At 67.2% G+C, this 18,940-nt stretch carries 17 protein-coding genes; all 17 read right to left on the reverse strand.

What is annotated here, in order from left to right; all coding sequences use genetic code 11:
• Positions 1–7: 7 nt before the first annotated feature.
• The 17 genes from LZ005_RS13320 to mraZ all read right to left on the reverse strand — a co-directional run bounded on the left by LZ005_RS13320 (position 8) and on the right by mraZ (position 18,775).
• Entirely contained in the window at positions 8–889 is an 882-nt protein-coding gene (locus LZ005_RS13320) for a DMT family transporter (protein ID WP_237808565.1), read from the reverse strand.
• Between the two features lie 104 nt (positions 890–993).
• Complete coding sequence (locus LZ005_RS13325) at positions 994–1,500, reverse strand: peroxiredoxin (RefSeq protein ID WP_237808566.1); 507 nt, start codon at positions 1,498–1,500, stop codon at positions 994–996.
• 230 nt (positions 1,501–1,730) lie between these two features.
• Entirely contained in the window at positions 1,731–2,930 is a 1,200-nt protein-coding gene (gene ftsZ / locus LZ005_RS13330) for a cell division protein FtsZ (RefSeq protein ID WP_237808567.1), read from the reverse strand.
• 137 nt (positions 2,931–3,067) lie between these two features.
• Positions 3,068–4,300 carry a cell division protein FtsA gene (gene ftsA, locus LZ005_RS13335; RefSeq protein WP_237808568.1) on the reverse strand — a complete coding sequence of 411 codons (1,233 nt, stop codon included), beginning with the start codon at positions 4,298–4,300 and terminating at the stop codon, positions 3,068–3,070.
• Between the two features lie 14 nt (positions 4,301–4,314).
• Positions 4,315–5,124, reverse strand: coding sequence for a cell division protein FtsQ/DivIB (locus tag LZ005_RS13340; protein WP_237808569.1), 810 nt, complete (start codon positions 5,122–5,124; stop codon positions 4,315–4,317).
• 6 nt (positions 5,125–5,130) lie between these two features.
• Complete coding sequence (locus LZ005_RS13345; RefSeq protein WP_237808570.1) at positions 5,131–6,084, reverse strand: D-alanine--D-alanine ligase; 954 nt, start codon at positions 6,082–6,084, stop codon at positions 5,131–5,133.
• 2 nt (positions 6,085–6,086) lie between these two features.
• Positions 6,087–7,478 (reverse strand): UDP-N-acetylmuramate--L-alanine ligase, encoded by a 1,392-nt coding sequence (gene murC, locus LZ005_RS13350; RefSeq protein WP_237808571.1) that lies wholly within the window; start codon positions 7,476–7,478, stop codon positions 6,087–6,089.
• The gene (gene murG / locus LZ005_RS13355) at positions 7,475–8,551 is read right to left on the reverse strand and encodes an undecaprenyldiphospho-muramoylpentapeptide beta-N-acetylglucosaminyltransferase (RefSeq protein WP_237808572.1); all 1,077 of its coding nucleotides are present in this window, start codon (positions 8,549–8,551) and stop codon (positions 7,475–7,477) included. The genes murC and murG overlap by 4 nt, the downstream gene beginning before the upstream one ends.
• Complete coding sequence (gene ftsW / locus LZ005_RS13360) at positions 8,548–9,756, reverse strand: putative lipid II flippase FtsW (RefSeq protein WP_373889333.1); 1,209 nt, start codon at positions 9,754–9,756, stop codon at positions 8,548–8,550. Before ftsW ends, murG begins: the two co-directional genes overlap by 4 nt.
• The gene (gene murD / locus LZ005_RS13365) at positions 9,756–11,255 is read right to left on the reverse strand and encodes a UDP-N-acetylmuramoyl-L-alanine--D-glutamate ligase (protein WP_237808573.1); all 1,500 of its coding nucleotides are present in this window, start codon (positions 11,253–11,255) and stop codon (positions 9,756–9,758) included. Before murD ends, ftsW begins: the two co-directional genes overlap by 1 nt.
• A complete protein-coding gene (gene mraY, locus LZ005_RS13370; protein WP_237808574.1) occupies positions 11,255–12,424 on the reverse strand; it encodes a phospho-N-acetylmuramoyl-pentapeptide-transferase in 1,170 nt (389 codons plus the stop codon). Before mraY ends, murD begins: the two co-directional genes overlap by 1 nt.
• 1 nt (position 12,425) lies before the next feature.
• Positions 12,426–13,817: a UDP-N-acetylmuramoyl-tripeptide--D-alanyl-D-alanine ligase gene (gene murF / locus LZ005_RS13375; RefSeq protein ID WP_237808755.1), complete on the reverse strand. Its 1,392-nt coding sequence runs from the start codon at positions 13,815–13,817 to the stop codon at positions 12,426–12,428.
• Positions 13,817–15,337, reverse strand: coding sequence for a UDP-N-acetylmuramoyl-L-alanyl-D-glutamate--2,6-diaminopimelate ligase (locus tag LZ005_RS13380; RefSeq protein ID WP_237808575.1), 1,521 nt, complete (start codon positions 15,335–15,337; stop codon positions 13,817–13,819). The genes murF and LZ005_RS13380 overlap by 1 nt, the downstream gene beginning before the upstream one ends.
• On the reverse strand, positions 15,337–17,112 hold the full coding sequence (locus LZ005_RS13385) for a penicillin-binding protein 2 (RefSeq protein ID WP_237808576.1): 1,776 nt from the start codon (positions 17,110–17,112) through the stop codon (positions 15,337–15,339). Before LZ005_RS13385 ends, LZ005_RS13380 begins: the two co-directional genes overlap by 1 nt.
• A complete protein-coding gene (ftsL, locus tag LZ005_RS13390; RefSeq protein ID WP_237808577.1) occupies positions 17,109–17,378 on the reverse strand; it encodes a cell division protein FtsL in 270 nt (89 codons plus the stop codon). The genes LZ005_RS13385 and ftsL overlap by 4 nt, the downstream gene beginning before the upstream one ends.
• Positions 17,375–18,337: a 16S rRNA (cytosine(1402)-N(4))-methyltransferase RsmH gene (gene rsmH, locus LZ005_RS13395; RefSeq protein ID WP_237808578.1), complete on the reverse strand. Its 963-nt coding sequence runs from the start codon at positions 18,335–18,337 to the stop codon at positions 17,375–17,377. The genes ftsL and rsmH overlap by 4 nt, the downstream gene beginning before the upstream one ends.
• Positions 18,338–18,346: 9 nt before the next feature.
• Positions 18,347–18,775 (reverse strand): division/cell wall cluster transcriptional repressor MraZ, encoded by a 429-nt coding sequence (gene mraZ, locus LZ005_RS13400; RefSeq protein WP_237808579.1) that lies wholly within the window; start codon positions 18,773–18,775, stop codon positions 18,347–18,349.
• Between the last annotated feature and the right edge of the window lie 165 nt (positions 18,776–18,940).

Here is an 18,940-nt window from a genome sequence, read left to right on the forward strand (position 1 = left end):
GGAATAATCAGGGGTGCTCGGACTCGACGTGGTTGCGCTCATTGCGCACCAAATACAGCCCGCTTCCGATGATGATGGCGGCGCCGAGCAGGGTGGTGCCGTCGGGCAGGGCCTGCCACATCAGCCAGTCGATGGCCACGCCAAAGGCCAGGGCCGTGTACTCGAAGGGCGCCACCACCGAGGCCTCGCCGCTGGAAAACGCGCGCGTGATGGCGATCTGGCCGAAGAAGCCGGAAATGGCCAGCACCAGCAGCACGCCGGCATCGGCCGCGCGCACGCTGACCCAGCCCGGCGCCGCCAGCGCGCCGGCGCCGATGGCCATCAGCAGCATCAGCCAGAACATCATGTGCTCGAGGCGGTCGGTGCGCGCCAGGATCCGGCCGCTGATGGCGGAGACGGCATAGGCGACGGCGGCGCCGACGATGGCCAGCCCGCCCAGGGTCAGCATCCCCGCCCCGCTCGGGCGCAGCACCACGATCACGCCGAGCAGGCCGATCACGATGGCGATCCAGCGGCCGGCGTTGACGCGCTCCTTCAGCACCCAGACCGAGAGCGCCGTCACCATGCCGGGGGCGACGAAGAAGATCGTGTAGGCCTCGGCCAGCGACAGGCGCTTGAGGCCAAAGGCAAACAGCGACAGCATGCCGATCCCGAGCGCGCCGCGCAGCAGCTGCAGGTCCCAGCGCACCTGCAGCAGCGTGGGACCGGCGCCGCGCAGCAGCGCATACGCGGCCACCAGCGGCAGCGCGACAATCGCGCGCAGCGCCGCCACCTGGACCGAGGGATAGTGGGCGGCCAGCAGCTTCATCGTGGTGTCCATCACCGAGAAACAGGCGACGGCACACAACATGGCGTAGATACTGCGCAGATTGGCCTGGTGGCGGGTCATGCGGGGGCTCCGGTGGCTGCGTGCGCGCGGGCCTGAATACCCGCGCACACTGGTAAACGACAAGCGGCGCCGCAGCGCCGCTCGATCCTGCTGTGGGCCGACGCTTAGCCCAGCTGCTTGAGCATGGTTTCGGCGTTCGAGACTTCGAAGGCGCCGCCCTGCTCCACGTTCAGATGCTTGACCACGCCGTCTTCCACCACCATCGAGTAGCGCTGCGAGCGGGTGCCCATGCCGAACTTGGAGAAGTCGGCGTCCAGGCCCAGGGCCTTGCTGAAGGCGGCATTACCGTCGGCCATCATGCGCACGGTGCCGGTGGCTTTCTGGTCGCGGCCCCAGGCGCCCATCACGAAGGCGTCGTTGACCGAGATGCACCAGATTTCGTCGATGCCCTTGGCCTTGAGTTCGGCCGCATGCTGCACATAGCCGGGCACGTGCTTGGCCGAGCAGGTCGGGGTGTAGGCGCCCGGCAGGCCGAAGATGGCGATCTTCTTGCCCTTGACGAGGTCGGACACGTTGAAGGTATTCGGGCCGAGGCTGCAGCCTTCGGTTTCGACGTCGATGAATTCGGCCAGCTGGCCTTCCGGCAGACGGTCGCCGATCTGGATGGTCATGGGTGACTCCTTGCATTGGTTGGGAAAGGGCGCACAGTGCGCCGTCGCGAACCGCGAGTATGCCCGAAGTCGCGCACCCTTGCAGGAAAGACCATGAAAACAATGGGGCGGCGGGTCCCGTCCCGCTGCCCGGCGTGGTCGAAGCGCCGGGCAGCGGGTTGCGGGACCCGCCGTTCTTGGGTGGGGTGGCGCGCCGGCTGGTCGAGGGCCGGCGCGCCCGTCATCATGGCTTAGTCGGCTTGCTTGCGCAGGAAGGCCGGAATGTCATAGGTCTCCATGCCATTGCGGGCCAGCGCGGCCACCTGCTCGGAGGCCGTTTCGCGGCGCCACACGGCCGGCTGCTTGAGCGGCGAATCCATGCCGCCGACGCTGGCCGAACCCATGCCGATGGTGGTGCCGCCGATGGCATTGGTGCCCATCACCGGAGCGTTGTGGGTACCGGTGCGCAGCATCGGGGTCTGCACCAGCTGGACGGTCTTTTTGGCTTTGCCCAGGCCGGTGGCGACCACGGTCACGCGCAGTTCGTCGCCCATATTGTCGTCGTAGGCGATACCCTGGGCGATCGAGGCGTCATCGGCGGCGAAGGCGCGCACGGCAGCCATGACTTCCTTGATTTCCTTACCTTTCAGGCTGCGCGAGGCGGTCACGTTGACCAGCACGCCGCGCGCGCCCGACAGGTCGACACCGTCCAGCAGCGGCGAGGCGATCGCCTGTTCGGCGGCCACGCGCGCGCGGTCGACGCCGGAAGCGGTGGCGGTGCCCATCATGGCCTTGCCCTGCTCGCCCATGATGGTCTTGACGTCGTTGAAGTCGACGTTGATGTGGCCCGGGACGTTGATGATCTCGGCGATACCGGCCACGGCGTTGTTCAGCACGTCGTCGGCGTGGGCCATCCACTCCATCATCGATTCGTCTTCGTAGATCTCTTCCAGCTTCTCGTTCAGGATGACGATCAGCGAGTCGACGTGCTTGGACAGTTCATCCAGGCCGTCTTCGGCGATATTCATGCACTTGTTGCCCTCGTAGGAGAAGGGCTTGGACACCACGGCCACGGTCAGGGCGCCGAGCGACTTGGCCACTTCGGCCACCACCGGGGCAGCGCCGGTGCCGGTGCCGCCGCCCATGCCGGCCGCGATGAACACCATGTGCGCGCCACGCAGGGCGTCTTCGATGCGCTGGCGCGATTCCTCGGCCAGGGCGCGGCCCACGTCCGGCTTCATGCCGGCGCCCAGGCCGGTCTCGCCGATCTGGATCACATTGTGGGCGGTCGACATGCGCAGTGCCTGCGCGTCGGTGTTGGCAGCGATGAATTCGACGCTGCTCATGCCCTTGTTGATCATGTGCTGGACCGCGTTGCCACCGGCGCCACCGACGCCGACGACCTTGATGATAGTGCCCAGTGCTGCGTTATCGACCATATCAAACTCCATGATGAACTCCTGAATCAAATTGCGGCTTCCAAGCCCCAGGCCTCGTTGGACAACCAGAACTGAGGCTTGAAAACTGCGTTACGTTTTAATAGATTTTGTGTACCACCCAAGAACTGCCACTACCACTACCCACCGCCTTAAAAATTCCCCAAGAACCACTCCTTCATGCGCTCCCAGACGGCTTTCATCGACCCATCCTGGCGCGTCACGATATGCCCGCGCAGGTACTGCTTCTTCGCTTCCAGCAGCAGGCCGAGCACGGTGGCATAGCGCGGGCTACGCACCACGTCGGCCAGCTGGCCGCGATACTCCGGCGTGCCAAGGCGCGCCGGCTTGAGGAAAATGTCTTCGGCCAGTTCCACCATGCCCGGCATGATGGCGGTGCCGCCGGTGAGCACGATGCCGCTTGAGATCACGCCTTCGTAGCCGCTCTCGCGCACCACCTGGTGCACCATCGCGAACAGCTCTTCGACGCGCGGCTCGATCACGGCGGCCAGGGCCTGGCGGCTCAGGGTGCGCGGACCGCGGTCGCCCAGGCCCGGCACTTCCAGGTACTCGCCCGGATCGGCCAGCACCTGCTTGGCCACGCCGTAGCGGATCTTGATTTCTTCGGCTTCCGCGGTCGGCGTGCGCAGCGCCATCGCGATGTCATTCGTGATCTGGTCGCCGGCGATCGGGATCACGGCCGTGTGGCGGATGGCGCCGTCGGCGAACACCGCGATGTCGGTGGTGCCGCCGCCGATGTCGATCAGGACCACGCCGAGTTCTTTTTCATCGGCCGTCAGCACGGCTTCGGCCGAGGCCATCGGCTGCAGCAGCAGGTCCGACACTTCGAGGCCGCAGCGGCGCACGCACTTGACGATGTTCTGCACGGCCGAGACGGCGCCGGTGACGATGTGCACGCGCACCTCGAGGCGGATGCCGCTCATGCCGATCGGCTCGCGCACGTCTTCCTGGTTGTCGACGATGAACTCCTGCGGCACCGTGTGCAGCAGCTGCTGGTCGGTCGAGATGTTGACCGCCTTGGCCGTCTCGATCACGCGCGCCACGTCGGTGGCCGTGACCTCCTTGTCCTTGATGGCCACCATGCCGCTTGAATTGAAGGAGCGGATATGGCTGCCCGCGATGCCGGCGTAGATATTGCGGATCTTGCAGTCGGCCATCAGCTCGGCTTCTTCGAGCGCCTTCTGGATCGATTCGACGGTCGCTTCGATGTTCACCACCACGCCCTTTTTCAGGCCGCGCGACTCGTGCTGGCCAAGCCCGATGACTTCGTGGCGCCCGTCAGGCATCACCTCGGCCACCACGGCCACCACCTTGGAGGTACCGATATCGAGACCGACGATCAGGTTTTTCGCGTCTTTTGTCATGTGCTTCGCCCTACTTATGTGTGCTTGGTTTTGGTGTTGCTCGTTTTCTTAACCGGACGGACCGGCTGCTTGCCATCGGCCGGCACGTGCAGATCGGCCGCGGCCAGCGCCAGCCCGTTCGGATAGCGCATGTCGACCGAGGTGATGTTCTGCACGCGCTCGGTCAGCTGCGGCCAGATCGTGACCAGACGCGCCACGCGGTCCTTCAGCATGCGGTGGTCCTGCTCCCGGCCCAGGGCCACGTTCATGCCGTTATCCAGCTTCACCGTCCACGCATAGCGCGAGGACAGATTGACTTCTTCCGGCGTCAGCTTCAGCGGCGCGAACCAGCTGCGCAATTCGCCGTAGCGGGCCAGCACTTCCTTCTCGCTGCCAGCCGGGCCGCTGAAGGCGGGCAGCGGATGGTCCTCGTCCGCCTCAGCCAGGTTGGCGGTGAACACATCGCCCTTCACCGACAGCAGCGCGCCGTCTTCGCCCCAGGTGCCGAGCGCCTCATGCTCCTCGATCGCCACGATCAGCTGGTTCGGCCACTCGCGCCGCACCGAGGCGCGGCGCACCCAGGGCACCGACTCGAAAGCCGTGCGCACCTGCTCCAGATTGGTGGTGAAGAAGTTGCCCTTGAATTTGCCGATCGCGTTCTGGCGCAGGGTCAGCTCGTTCACGTGTTTCAGTTCGGCGCCGGCCAGGCCTTCCACGCGGATCGTACGCAGCGTGAACATCGGGCGCTGCGACAGCCACCACACGCACGACGCCACACAGGCGAGCAGGGTCAGGGCAAACAGGCCCGTCGCCGTCGCGTTGAGGGTGCGTGCGTCCTGCCACATGGCGCTTTAGCCTTTCACCGTTTTCAGGCGTGCCGTCGCCAGAATCTCGAGGCACAGTTGTTCATAGCTGATGCCAAGCGCGCGCGCGGCCATCGGCACCAGCGAGTGTCCGGTCATGCCGGGCGAGGTATTCACTTCGAGCAGGAAGGGCTGCTGGTCGCTTTCGCGCAGCAGCACGTCGACCCGGCCCCAGCCCTCGCAGCCGACCGCGCGGTAGGCCTCGACCGCATAGCGCTGCATGCGCTCGGTCAGGGCCGCGTCCAGCGGGGCCGGGCACAGATACTGGGTGTCGTCGGTGAAGTACTTGTTGTTGTAGTCGTAGTTGCCCTGCGGGGCGCGGATCTCGACGATCGGCAGCGCGCGCGCATCCTTGCCGGCGCCCAGCACGGCCACCGTGAATTCGCGCCCGCTGACGAACTGCTCGCACAGCACTTCGTCGTCGAAGCGGGCGGCGGCCTCGTAGGCGGCCTGCAGCGCGTCGAGCTGTTCGACCTTGGTGATGCCGATGGTCGAGCCTTCGTGCGGCGGCTTCATGATCGCCGGCAGGCCCAGTGTCGCGGCCACCGCCTGCAGATCGCTGTCCGGGGTCAGCACGGCGTAGTCGGGCGTGGGCAGGCCCTGCTGCTGCCACAGCTTCTTGGTGGTGATCTTGTCCATGCCGACGGCGCAGGCCATCACGCCGCTGCCGGTGTAGGGAATGCCGAGCAGTTCGAGCGCGCCCTGGATCGTGCCGTCTTCGCCGAAGCGGCCATGCAGGGCGATGAACACACGGTCAAAGCCGGCCGCGGCCAGCTCGGCCAGCGACTGCTGGCCCGGATCGAAGGCATGCGCATCCACACCCTGGCTTTGCAGGGCGGCCAGCACGCCGCTACCGGACATCAGCGAGACTTCGCGCTCGGCGCTTTTGCCGCCGAACAGGACGCCGACTTTACCGAGCGCTTTGGGATCGATGGTCGTCATGCTTATGCCTTTGCTTGTTGCGTCAGTTTGGCGGGAACGCCGCCAATCGAGCCCGCACCCATGGTGATCACGACGTCGCCGTCGCGCGCCACATTCAGGATGGTGGCGGGCATGTCATTGATCGATTCGACAAAGATCGGTTCGACCTTGCCGCGCGCGCGCAGCGCATGCGCCAGCGCGCGCCCGTCGGCCGCCTTGATCGGCTGCTCGCCGGCGGCGTACACCTCGGCCAGCAGCAGCACATCGGGAATGCCGAGCACTTTGACGAAATCTTCGAACAGGTCACGCGTGCGCGTGTAGCGGTGCGGCTGGAAGGCCAGCACCAGGCGCCGGCCCGGATAGGCGGCGCGCGCGGCCTTCAGCGTCACCTCGGTTTCGACCGGGTGGTGGCCGTAGTCGTCCACCAGGGTGAAGCTGCCGCCGCTGGGCAGGGCCACTTCGCCATAGCGCGTGAAGCGGCGGCCGACGCCGGTGAATTCGGCCAGGCCGCGCTGGGTGGCGCTGTCGTCGACGCCGATTTCGCGCGCGATCGCCACCGCCGAACAGGCATTGAGCACATTGTGCATGCCGGGCTGATTGAGCACCACGTCCAGATCCGGATAGCCCTTCTGGTGCACGGTGAAGTGCATCTGGGTGCCGACCGCGCGCGCGTTCGAGGCGCGCACCTGGGCGTCCTCGCTGAAGCCATAGGTGGTGACCGGCTTGCTCACCTGCGGCAGAATGGCGCGCACGTGCGGATCGTCGATGCACAGCATGGCGCGGCCATAGAACGGCAGGCGCTGGGTGAACTGCACGAACGCCGCCTTCAGCTTGTCGAAGTCGTGTTCATAGGTGTCCATGTGGTCGGCGTCGATATTGGTGATCACCTCGATCATCGGCGCCAGGTTCAGGAAGGAGGCATCCGATTCGTCGGCTTCGGCCACGATGTATTCGCCGGTGCCCAGCTTGGCGTTGGCGCCGGCGCTGTTCAGACGGCCGCCGATGACGAAGGTTGGATCGAGGCCGCCGGCGGCCAGCACCGAGGCCACCAGGCTGGTGGTGGTGGTCTTGCCGTGGGTGCCGGCGATGGCGATGCCGCGCTTCAGGCGCATCAGCTCACCGAGCATGATCGCGCGCGGCACCAGCGGAATGCCCTGCTCGCGCGCCAGCGCCACTTCCGGGTTATCGGCCGGCACCGCACCCGAGATCACCACGCAGTCGGCGTCCTGCACATTGGCGGCCGCATGGCCCTGCGCGACGCGCATGCCAAGGCTGGCCAGGCGCTGGGTGACGGCGGTGTCGCCCAGGTCGGAGCCGGACACCGTGTAGCCCAGGTTGTGCAGCACCTCGGCGATGCCGCTCATGCCGCTGCCGCCGATGCCGACGAAGTGAATATGTTTGACCTTGTGCTTCATGCCTGTCCTGCCAGTTGTTCGAGCACCTCGGCGATCGCCGCGTTGGCGTCGCGCTTGCCGAGGGCGTGCGCGGCAGCGGCCATGGCGGCGCACTGCGCCCGGTCCAGGCCCTGCAGCAGCGCAGCCAGCTGCTCGGGGTGCAATTGCGCTTGCGGCACGTGGAGCGCCGCCTTGTTCTTGTCCATCCACTCGGCGTTGTCGCGCTGGTGGCTGGTGGTCGAGGCCACGAACGGCACCAGCACGCTGGCCACGCCGGCGGCGGTCAGCTCGGACACGGTGATGGCGCCGGCGCGGCAGATCACCAGGTCGGCGTCGCGGTAGGCGCTGGCCATGTCGTCGATGAAGTCGACCACGTTCGCCGTCACCCCGGCCTGCTCGTAGGCGGCGCGCAGGGCGGCGATGTTCTTCTTGCCCGACTGATGGGTCACGAGCGGACGCTGCTCGGCCGGGATGCGCGCCAGCGCGGCCGGCACCGCATCGTTCAGGGCCTTGGCGCCGAGGCTGCCGCCGACCACGAGGATGCGCAGCACGCCGCTGCGGCCGGCGAAGCGCGCGGCCGGCGCCGGCACGGCCAGGATCTCGGCGCGCACCGGATTGCCGGTGACGATGGTCTTGGCGGCGGCGCCGCCGACATCGGCCGGGAAGCCCATCAGCAGGCGGTCGGCCAGCGGGGCCAGGGTTTTATTCGACAGCAGCAGGGCCGCGTCGGCGTTGACCAGGGCCAGGCGCTTGCCGCGCAGGCGCGCCATCAGGCCGCCCGGCACGCACACATAGCCGCCCATGCCGAGCACCACGTCGGGCTGGCGCGCGCCGATCAGGCCGAAGCAGCGGAAGAACGAAGCCACCAGCTTGACGGCGCCGCGCAGCGTGTGGCCGAGGCCCTTGCCGCGCATGCCCGAAAAATCGATGCTGTCCATCGGGATGCCGTGGCGCGGCACCAGTTCCTGTTCCATGCCGGCGGCCGTGCCGAGCCAGGTCACGGTCCAGCCGCGCGCGCGCATGGTGTCGGCGATGGCGATGCCGGGGAAGATGTGGCCGCCAGTACCGGCCGCCATGATCATCAGGCGCTTCATAGGCGTCCTCCGCGCATCTTGATGCGGTTCTCGTAGTCGACGCGCAGCAGAATCGCGAGCCCCAGGCAGTTGATGACGATGCCGGTGCCGCCATAGCTCATCAGCGGCAGGGTCAGGCCCTTGGTCGGCAGCAGGCCCAGGTTCACGCCCATGTTGATGAAGGTCTGGGTGGCGATCCAGATGCCGATGCCCTTGGCGACCAGGCCGGCGAAGTGCTGGTCGAGCACGATGGCCTGGCGGCCGATGTCGAAGGCGCGCTTGACGATCCAGTAGAACAGCGAAATCGTCACCAGCACGCCGACCAGGCCCAGTTCTTCGCCGATCACGGCGAGCAGGAAGTCGGTGTGCGCTTCCGGCAGGTAGTGCAGCTTCTCCACCGAGCCGCCGAGGCCGACGCCGAAAATCTCGCCGCGTCCGAAGGCGATCAGCGAGTGGGTCAGCTGGTAGGCCTTGCCCAGCGCATTGTCTTCCTGCCAGGGGTCGAGGTAGGCGAACATGCGGTCGCGCCGGAATTTCGACAGCGCGATGATGGCCCCGAAGATCGACACCAGCACGGCCGTGATCCCGCCGAACCAGATCGCATTGATCCCGCCCAGGAACAGCACGCCCATGGCGATGCAGACGATTACCCCGAAGGCGCCGAGGTCGGGCTCGAGCAGCAGCAGCAGGCCGACAAAGCCGATCGCCGCGGCCATCGGCATGAAGCCCTTGGTCAGGCGGTTCATGAACTGCTGCTTGCGCACCGTGTAGTCGGCCGCGTACAGCACCGCCACCAGTTTCATCAGCTCGGACGGCTGGAAGCCGAAGAAGCGCAGGTTCAGCCAGCGCTTGCCGCCATTGACCTTGGTGCCCAGGCCCGGAATCAGCACCAGCACCAGCAGCACCAGCGCGGCCACGAACAGCAGCGGCGCCAGGCGCTGCCACTCCTCGACCTTGACGCGGAAGGCGAACAGGCCAAGCAGCAGCCCGGCCGACACGAACACGGCCTGGCGCATGGCCCAGCCATAGCTCTTGTAATTGGCGTACTTGGGCGAATCCGGCAGCGCGATCGAGGCCGAATACACCATCACCAGGCCGAACATCATCAGCAGGAACACGACCCAGAACAGGGGCTGGTCGTATTCCATCATCTTCGACTGGGCGCCGCGGATATTCATGCGCGGCGGCGCGTCGGCCGGTTTCAGCAAAGGCAGGGTGAAGGCCATCAGATCTCCATCCCTTTGTCGAGCGCCAGTTCGCGCACGGCGTCCACGAAGACCTGGGCGCGGTGGGCGTAATTGGTGAACATATCGAGGCTGGCGCAGGCCGGCGACAGCAGCACGGCGTCGCCCGCCTGGGCGCGCGCGGCGGCGGCCTGCACGGCCTCGGGCAGGCTGGCGCAGTCGACCAGTTCCACTCCGCTGGCGCCCAGGGCGGCGCGGATGGCCGGGGCGTCGCGCCCGATCAGCAGCACCGCGCGCACGTAGCGGCTGGCCGGATCGGCCAGCGGCGCGAAGTCCTGGCCCTTGCCGTCGCCGCCGGCGATCAGCACGATCTTCTGCTGCTCGCCGCCGAAGGCTTTGCCCAGGCCATTCAGGGCAGCCACGGTGGCGCCCACATTGGTGCCCTTGGAATCGTCGTAGTAGGCCACCTCGTCCAGCGTGGCGACCAGCTCGACGCGATGCGGCTCGCCCTTGTACTCGCGCAGGCCATGCAGCAGGGCCGCCATCGGCAGGCCGATGGCGCGGCACAGGGCCAGCGCGGCCAGGGCATTGGCGGCATTGTGCAGACCGCGGATGCGCAGGGCGTCGGCCGGCATCAGGCGCGACAGCGTGACGGCGACCGGCTCCACCGGCTCGCCCTTGCGGCGCTTCTTCTCGCCGCCCTCCTCGCTGGCCACGGCCAGGGTCAGCCACTGGACGTCGCGCTCGGCCACCAGGCCGAGGCAGTTCGGCGCGCTCGGCGCGTTCAGACCGAAGCTGATGCAGGTGGCATTGGCGTCGGCCATGGCCATCACGGCGCTGTCGTCGCGGTTCAGTACGCGCACGGTGTCCGGGCCGAAGATGCGCTGTTTGGCGCGCGCATAGGCGGCCATGTCGCCATGCCAGTCCAGATGGTCCTGGGTCAGGTTCAGCACGGTGGCAGCGTCCGGGTTCAGGCTCGAGGTCGCGTGCAGCTGGAAGCTCGACAGCTCGAGCACCCAGCACTGCGGCAGGTCGTCGGCGGCCAGGGCCTCGCGCAGCACGTCGAGCGCGGCCGGGCTGATATTGCCGGCGATGCGCGTGCTCAGGCCGGCGCGCTGGCACAGCAGGCCGGTCAGGCTGGTGACGGTGGTTTTGCCGTTCGTGCCGGTCACGGCCAGCACTTTCGGCGCGTAGCCGCGTTCGGCCTTGAGCGCGGCCAGGGCCTGGGCGAACAGTTCGATCTCGCCCCACACCGGCAGCGCCGCCGCGGCGGCGGCCGGCAGCAGGGCCTTGAGTTCGCGCTCGGGCATCAGGCCCGGGCTGAGGGCGATGAAGTCGACCCCTTCGAGCAGGGCCGGCAGCAGCGGTCCGCCGACAAACTCGGCCTGCGGCAGGCTGGCACGCAGCGCGTCCAGGCGCTGCGGCGCCGCGCGCGTGTCGGCCACGCGCAAGCGGGCACCGCACTGGGCCAGCCAGTGCGCCATCGCCAGGCCGGATTCTCCGAGCCCGAGGACGAGTGCCAGTTTGCCGTCGTAGTTCATCAGCGCAGTTTCAGCGTCGAGAGGCCCACCAGGACCAGAATCATCGTCACAATCCAGAAGCGGACCACGACCTGGGTCTCCTTCCAGCCTTTTTGCTCAAAATGGTGGTGCAGCGGCGCCATCAAAAACACGCGCCGCCCGGCGCCGTAGCGCTTCTTGGTGTACTTGAACCAGCTGACCTGGATGATCACGGACAGGGTCTCGGCGACGAACACGCCGCCCATGATGAACAGGACGATCTCCTGGCGCACGATGACGGCGATAGTGCCGAGGCCGCCGCCGAGGGCCAGCGCGCCAACGTCGCCCATGAAGACCTGGGCCGGGTGGGTGTTAAACCACAGGAAGGCCAGACCGGCGCCGGCCAGCGCGCCGCAGAAAATCAGCAGCTCGCCCGCACCCGGGATGTGTGGGATGAACAGGTATTTCGAGTAGATGGCCGAACCGGTCAGGTAGGCGAACAGGCCGAGCGCCGAACCCACCATCACGGTCGGCATGATGGCCAGGCCGTCGAGGCCATCGGTGAAATTGACGGCATTGCTGGTGCCGACGATCACGCAGTAGGTCAGCACGATGAAACCCCACACGCCGAGCGGATAGCTGATCGTCTTGAAGAAGGGGACGATCAGGTCGGCCTTGGGCGGCAGGTCCATCGAGAAGCCCGACTGCACCCACTGGAAGAACAGTTCAACCACGGCGGCCGGGGTCGCGGCCGACACCGAGAAGGCCAGGTAGAAGGCGGTCAGCAGGCCAATCAGCGACTGCCAGAAGTATTTTTCGCGCGAGCTCATGCCGTTCGGGTCCTGGTAGACCACCTTGCGGTAGTCGTCCACCCAGCCGATCGCGCCGAAGCCCAGGGTCACCACCAGCACCGGCCAGATCAGGCGGTTCGAGAAGTCCGACCACAGGAAGGTCGAGACGGCGATGGCGATCAGGATCAGCACCCCGCCCATGGTCGGCGTGCCGTGTTTTTTCAGGTGGGTCTGGGGACCATTGGTGCGCACCGCCTGGCCGACCTTCATGCGGGTCAGCGTGCGGATCACGGCCGGGCCGGCGCCCAGGCCGATCACCAGGGCCGTGATGGTGGCCATCACGGCGCGGAAGGTGATGTAGTTGAAGATCCGGAGCGGGCCCAGATCCTGTTGAAAGTATTGCGCGAGCCAGAGCAGCATATCAGTGGGCGTCCTTGCCAAGTGTGGGTGAATCCAGCAGGTGTTGGACCACGCGTTCCATCTTCATGAAACGCGAGCCCTTGACCAGCACAGTTGCGTCAGATTTGCTGCCCAGTTGTGAATCCAGTGCTGCCAGTAAGTCGTCGAACTGCGGGTAGTGCCGCGCGCCGTGGCCGGCCATATGGCGGGCCAGCTCACCGGTGCACAGCACTGTCTCGATGCCTTTGCCTTGGGCATAGGCGGCGATCTCTTCGTGAAATTGCGGGCCCTGCTCGCCGACTTCGCCCATGTCGCCCAGCACCAGGATGCGTGGCGCATTCGCCTGCGCCAGCACGTCGATGGCGGCGCGCACCGAATCCGGATTGGCGTTGTAGGTGTCGTCGATGATGGTGGCGCCGCAGGCGGCCTGCTTGCGCTGCAGGCGGCCGGAGACGGGGGCGAAGGCTTCCAGCCCGCGCACGATGGCCTCGTCGCTGATGCCGGCGGCCAGCGCGCAGGCGGTGGCGGCCATCGCATTGCGCGCATTGTGCAGACCGGCGGCGGCCAGCTGCACGCGCAGCTGGCGCGGCGCGCCCACGCCCTTGATCTCGATATGCAGGGTGGAGCCGAAATCCTGCGGCACCCAGGCGCCCGACACATTCGAGTGCATGTCGAAGCCGAAGGTGATCACGCGCCGCTGGCCACGGCTGGTGGCCAGGTTGCGCCACAGCGGGGTGAAGTCCTCGTCGCCGGGGAACACGGCCACGCCATCGGCCGGCAGGGCGGCGATGACGGCGCCGTTTTCGATGGCCACGGCTTCCACCGTGTGCATGAATTCCTGGTGCTCGCGCTGGGCATTGTTGACCAGGCCGATGGTCGGCTCGGCGATGGCGCTCAGGCGCGCGATCTCGCCCGGGTGGTTCATGCCCAGTTCGACCACGGCGGCGCGGTGGTGCGGCGCCAGGCGCAGCACGGTCAGCGGCACGCCGATTTCATTATTCAGGTTGCCGCTGGTGGCCAGGCGCCCCTCGGCGCCGAAGGCCGCAGCCAGGATGGCGGCGATCATTTCCTTGACCGTGGTCTTGCCGTTCGAGCCGCACACCCCGATCAGCGGAATCGGATGCTGGCGGCGCCAGGCCTTGCCGATCTGGCCCAGGGCCTGCAGGGTATCGGGCACCACGATGGCCGGCAGCGTGCAGCCGGCCGGCAGCTGCTCCACCACCACCGCGGCCACGCCTTTCTGGCCGACCTGCTCGATGAAGTGGTGGCCGTCGAAATGCTCGCCGCGCAGGGCGACGAACAGCATGCCGGGACCGGCCGTGCGGCTGTCCGTGGTAACGCCGGCAAACGCGGCCTGGCCGTGCACGCGGGCGCCGGCCAGCTGGGGAGCGAGTTGGGCCAGGGTCGACTGCATCATGCTGGCCTCATCATGGTCATGCGCGCCGACAGCGCCAGCTGGGCGTGGTCGGCGTCGGAGAACGGCATCTTGCGGCCCTTGATCTCCTGGTAGGGCTCGTGGCCTTTACCGGCCAGCAGAATCACGTCCTGCTTGCCGGCCTGGCGCACGGCGGCCAGGATGGCGGCGGCGCGGTCCTCGATGCACTGGGTGCTCGAGGCCGGGTGGGCGGCGTCCATGCCGGCCACGATCTGTCCGATGATCGCGTGCGGGTCTTCGCTGCGCGGATTGTCGCTGGTGACCAGCACGTGGTCGGCCGCCTGGGCGATCGCCCCCATTTGCGGGCGCTTGCCCGGATCGCGGTCGCCGCCGCAGCCGAATACGCACCACAGCTTGCCGCCGCGCTCCTCGGCCACGGCGCGCAGGGTGCTCAGGGTTTTTTCCAGCGCGTCGGGCGTGTGCGCGTAGTCGATCACCACCATCGGCGCCTCCTGGCCGCCGATCTGCTGCATGCGGCCGGGGGCCGGCAGCAGGGCTTCGATGGCGTCCAGCGCGCTGCGCAGCAGCAGGCCCCGGGCCAGCAGCGCGCCCAGCACGGCCAGCGCGTTCGACACATTGAACTGGCCGACCAGCTGGGTTTTCACATTGGCGCCGCCGAACGGCGAATCGAGATGGAACTCGGTGCCCAGGTGGCGGCTGCGCAGCTGGCTGGCGCGCAGCAGGCTCACGCCGGCGGGCGCGCTCGCGTCCTGCACGGTATAGCCGATCACCATCACCTCGGGACGGGTGGCGCGCACATGGGCGCAGTAGCGCTGGCCGGCGGCGTCGTCGAGGTTGATCACGGCCGTCTTCAGGCCGGGCCAGTCGAACAGCATGCGCTTGGCGTCCTCATAGGCCGCCATGGTCTTGTGGTAGTCGAGGTGGTCGCGCGTCAGATTGGTGAACACGGCGACGTCGAAGTGCATGCCTGCAGCGCGCTCCTGCACCAGGCCGATCGACGAGACTTCGATCGCCAGCGCGCGCGCACCGGCGTCGCGCATGGCGCCCAGGCGCGTGGCCAGCAGCAGCGCATCGGGCGTGGTGTTGCCGGTTTCCTCGAACTGGGCTTCCTGGCGGCCCTGGAACAGGCCGACGCCGAGCGTGCCGATCACGGCGCACGGGTCGCCCGCCCGCGCCAGCGCCTGGCCGAGCCAGACGGCGCACGAGGTCTTGCCATTGGTGCCGGTCACGCCGACGGTGAACATGCCCTGGTCCGGCATGCCGAGCACCGCATGGGCGATCGGGCCGGCCAGCGGCTTGAGGCCGGCCACGGCCAGATGCGGGACCTGCCAGGCCGGATTCCATTCAAAGCCGGCCGCCTCGTGCAGCACGGCGCTGGCGCCGGCTTCGATAGCCTGCTCGATGAAGCGGCGGCCGTCGCCGGCCTCGCCCGGATAGGCGAAGAACACGTCGCCGCGCTGCACCCGGCGCGAGTCCGAAGTCATGCCGGCCTGCGGGGCCTGGCGCTGGATCCATTGGCAGATATCGGCCACGCGCATCACATGCTCTCCTCGATGGCGTTGGCCGGGATGATGATATTGGTGACCGAAGAATCGGGCGGCACATTGGCCGCGCGCAGGGCGTTCGCGGCCAGCAGCGAGAAGGTCGGCGCGGCCACGCCGCCGCCGGTGTGCACGGCGCCGACCGGATCGTCGACCATCACCGCGATCACGAAGCGCGGCTTGGACATCGGCGCGATGCCGACGAAGGAAGCAATGTAGTGCGACTGCGAATAGCGGCCGTTGATGATCTTCTGGGCGGTGCCGGTCTTGCCGCCGACGCGGTAGCCGGGCACCTGGGCCTGCGGCGCCGTGCCTTCCGGGCTGACCACCATTTCCAGCATTTCGCGCATCTGGGCCGCCGTCTTGGGCGAGATCACCGGGGTGCCTTGGGGCGGCTCGCTGAGCTTCTGGAAGGACAGCGGAATGATGTCGCCGTCGCGCCCGTAGATCATGTAGGAGCGCGCCAGCTGCAGCAGCGACACCGAGATGCCCTGACCGAAGGCCATATTCGCCTGCTCGATCGGACGCCAGGATTTGTAGGGGCGCACGCGGCCCGCCACGGCGCCGGGGAAGCCGAATTTGGGCGCCTGGCCGAAGCCCGACTTGGTGAAGATCTCCCACATGTCCTGGGCCGGCATCGGCAGCGCGATCTTCGACATGCCGACGTTGGAGGACTTCTGGATGATCTGCTTGACCGTCAGCAGGCCGTGCGCGTGCGAGTCGCGCACCGTGTGGTCGCCGATGGTGATGCGGCCGGGCGAGGTGTCGAACACCGTCTCCGGCGTGATGCGCTTGTTCTCCAGGGCCAGGGCCACGGTCAGCGGCTTGAGCGTGGAACCCGGCTCGAAGGTGTCGGTCAGCACGCGGTTGCGCAGCTGCTCGCCGGTCAGGGTCGAGCGCTCGTTCGGGTTGTACGAGGGCCAGTTGGCCAGGGCCAGCACTTCGCCCGTGTGGATGTCGAGCACCACCGCGGCGGCGGCCTTGGCGTTGTACTTCTGGACCGCTTCCTTGATCTGGGTGAAGGCGATGTACTGCAGCTTGGAGTCGACCGACAAGGTCAGGTCCTTGCCGTCGCGCGGCTCCTTCATGGCGCCGATGTCTTCGATGATGCGGCCGAGGCGGTCGCGGATCACGCGCCGGCTGCCGGGCTGGCCGACCAGGGTCTTCTGCTGGCCGAGTTCGATGCCTTCCTGGCCGACGTCTTCCACGTTGGTGAAGCCGACCAGGTGGGTCATCACTTCGCCCTGCGGGTAGAAGCGCTTGTAGTCCTTGCGCAGGTCGATGCCGGGCAGATCGAGCTTGGCGATCTGCTCGGCCGCGTCGAGCTCCACCTGGCGCTTGATCAGCACCGAGTCGCGCTGCACGCTGAGCTTCTTGCGCAGCTCGGCTTCGGGCATCTCGAGCAGCTTGGCCAGCTCGCTCAGTTTGGCGGCCGGGGCTTCGCGCAGCACTTCGGGCTCCACGTACAGGGCCTTGGCCGGCAGCGAGGAGGCCAGCACCTGGCCATTGCGGTCGGTGATCTTGCCACGCGTGGCCGGCAGTTCGAAGGTGCGCGCGTAGCGGATTTCGCCCTGGCGCTGCAGGAACTGGGTCGACATGCCCTGCAGCCAGAGCGCACGCACGGCCAGCGCGGCGAAGGCGAGGAACAGCACGAACACCACGAAGCGCGAGCGCCAGCTCGGCATGCGCACGGCCAGCACCGGGCTGGTCGTGAATTTCACGCCCTGGCCGGCCGCCACACGCTGCTGGTGGGTGCGCTCGCTGCGCTTCATTTCTTCTCCGTCAGATACTGGGTGCGGGCCGCCGTCAGCGGCACCATGTTCAGATCGGTGCGCGCGATCTGCTCGATGCGCGCGCTCTTGCCCAGGGTCGACTGGTCGAGCTGGAGCTGGGTCCATTCGATGTCGAGCTGGCGCGTTTCGCTGTTCGCGCGCTCGACTTCGATGAACAGGTGGCGCGCCTGGTACTGGGCATTGACCAGCGAGGCGGCGCTGGCCACCAGGCCGGCCGTCAGCAGCAGATTGAGCTTGCCGTTCATGCGGCCTCCCGCAGGGCGAGGCGCTCGGCCACGCGCAGCACGGCCGAACGGGCGCGCGGGTTGTCGGCCACTTCGTCCGCGCCCGGCTTGAGCTTGGCCACCAGCTTCATCTCGGGCTGGGGCAGGTCTTCGGCGCGGATCGGCAGGCGGCGGTCGGGCTGGGGAGCCTTGGCTTTGCTGGCCAGGAACTGCTTGACCATGCGGTCTTCCAGCGAGTGGAAGGCGATCACGGCCAGGCGCGCGCCCGGGGCCAGCAAGGCGTAGGCGGCGTTCAGCCCAGCTTCGAGGTCCTCAAGCTCTTGATTGACGAAAATCCGGATAGCTTGAAAGGTGCGAGTGGCCGGATCTTTGCCCTTTTCCCGGGTTTTAACTGCGTCCGCCACGATACCGGCAAGCTGCCGTGTGCCTGAAATTGGCTCGACTGCCCGGCGAGCAACAATCGCCTTTGCAATCTGAAAAGCAAACCGTTCTTCCCCATAATCTCGAATCACCTTCTCAAGTTGTTGTTCAGTCACGACGGCGAGCCAGTCGGCCGCCGACATGCCGCGCGTGGTGTCCATGCGCATGTCGAGCGGACCGTCGTTGCGGAAGGAAAAGCCACGTGCCGCATCGTCCACCTGGGGCGATGAGATACCGAGGTCGAGCAAAATGCCGTCGACCTGGTGGATGCCGCGCGCTTCCAGCGCCGCCCGCATCGTGGCAAACGAATCGTGCACGATGGAGAAGCGCGGATCGTCGATGCGCGCGGCCGTGGCAATGGCTTGCGGATCTTTGTCGAAGGCGATCAGGCGCGCCCCGGGAGCGAGTTGCGAAAGGATCAGGCGGCTGTGGCCCCCGCGGCCGAACGTGCCGTCGACATAGGTGCCGGCGGCGCGCGGGCCTGCCAGATTCAGGGCAGCCACAGCTTCGTGGAGCAGCACCGTGCGGTGCTCAAATTGCGGCAGGGCCGGGTGCGTCATCGACCTGCCTTAGAAAGTGAAGTTAGCCAAAGCGTCGGGCATGCCGCCGGCGATGGCGGCCTGCTCGTCCTGCGCCAGCTTGGCGGCGTCCCAGATCTCGAACTTGGCGCCCATGCCAAGCATCATCACGTCCTTTTGCAGACCGGCAGCGGCGCGCAGCTCGCCCGGAATCAGAATGCGGCCGGCGCTGTCCATATCGACATCGCTGGCCGAGCCCAGGTAGATACGCTGCCAGGCGCGCGCCTGGATCGGCCAGGCGGCGATTTTCTCGCGGTGCTGCTCCCACACGGGGCGCGGGAACAGCAGCAGGCAGCCACTCGGGTCCTTGGTGAGCGTGAGCCGTCCTTCGCACTGGATAGCCAGTACGTCGCGATGCTTGGCAGGGATACTCATCCTGCCCTTGGCATCGAGATTTATCGCGGACGTGCCTTGAAACACGGTGGTCCTTCGCTCAGGAGTTTGTCTTTATTTTTGGTGAAACTTGGCGCGGCTTGCCAAAAAATCCCACAAAACGACACTTTTTCACACTGGCGCCCACTTTAAAGGACGGGTCCTGCGGGGTCAAGCGTTTTCAGGCGTCCAAAATCGTGTTTTTTTCCAACA

It is taken from the genome of Massilia sp. TS11 (assembly GCF_022012445.1).
Taxonomy (GTDB): Bacteria; Pseudomonadota; Gammaproteobacteria; order Burkholderiales; family Burkholderiaceae_D; genus Telluria.